The sequence below is a fragment of the Halomonas elongata genome, from assembly GCF_029081005.1.
Taxonomy (GTDB): domain Bacteria; phylum Pseudomonadota; class Gammaproteobacteria; order Pseudomonadales; family Halomonadaceae; genus Halomonas; species Halomonas elongata_B.
Genome location: NZ_JAJQTQ010000066.1, coordinates 1 through 709 on the forward strand (window position 1 = coordinate 1; position 709 = coordinate 709).

At 64.0% G+C, this 709-nt stretch carries 2 protein-coding genes; both read right to left on the reverse strand.

Features of this window, described 5'->3' with window-relative positions; translation table 11 throughout:
- Positions 1-257 (reverse strand): TRAP transporter large permease subunit (locus tag LU493_RS19440; RefSeq protein WP_275289458.1); only part of this gene is annotated, 257 nt, incomplete at its 3' end.
- The coding region (locus tag LU493_RS19445; protein WP_275289459.1) for a TRAP transporter small permease subunit at positions 257-709 on the reverse strand (453 nt) is incomplete at its 5' end. The genes LU493_RS19440 and LU493_RS19445, both read right to left, overlap by 1 nt.

Genomic DNA, 709 nt, shown 5'->3' on the forward strand with positions numbered 1-709 from the left:
GCATTGAACAGGTCCTTGGCGATCCCCGATCGATCGAGCAGTGACGCCATCAAGACGAACATCGGCACCGCCACCAGCGAGTATTCGGTGACGAAGCCGTAGACCCGGCTGGTGACCAGCGGCAGGGCGCTGGACCCGAACCAGCCGAAGGTGAAGACGAGCGCGACCAGACCGGTGATGAAGGCCAGCGGCAGGCCGGTCACCAGCAGCGCGAAGATGGCCGCGACCATCAGCAGGGTTGCGTCGGCGATTTCCATCAGACGGTGTTCTCCGTGTCGTCGACTTCGGGCGCCCGCTTGCCGCGCAGTGATTGCACGAAATGCAGCAGGGTCTGAAGGCACATGATGGCCAGCGCAACCATGATCACGCCCTTGACCAGCGCCGGGAACGGCGGGTTCCAGGAGGTGCCGGAGCGCTCCAGCTGCCACTCGCCCAGCGGGTTGTGGGAGGCATCCCAGAACATGGTGAAGGCGGCATAGGTCATGCCCAGGCAGAACAGGAAGGCCACCAGGTCATTGAAGCGGTCGAGCCACAGGCGAACTGTCGGGCCGACACTGTCGTAGAGCACCTTGACGCGGATATGGCGGTTGCCGGCCAACGCTGCAGGGCCGGCGAAGGCAAAACTCACGGCGACCAGCATGACCACCGTCTCGTGGACCCAGGAGGTGGGCGAGGCGAAGGCGTAGCGCATGATCACTTCATAGACGCT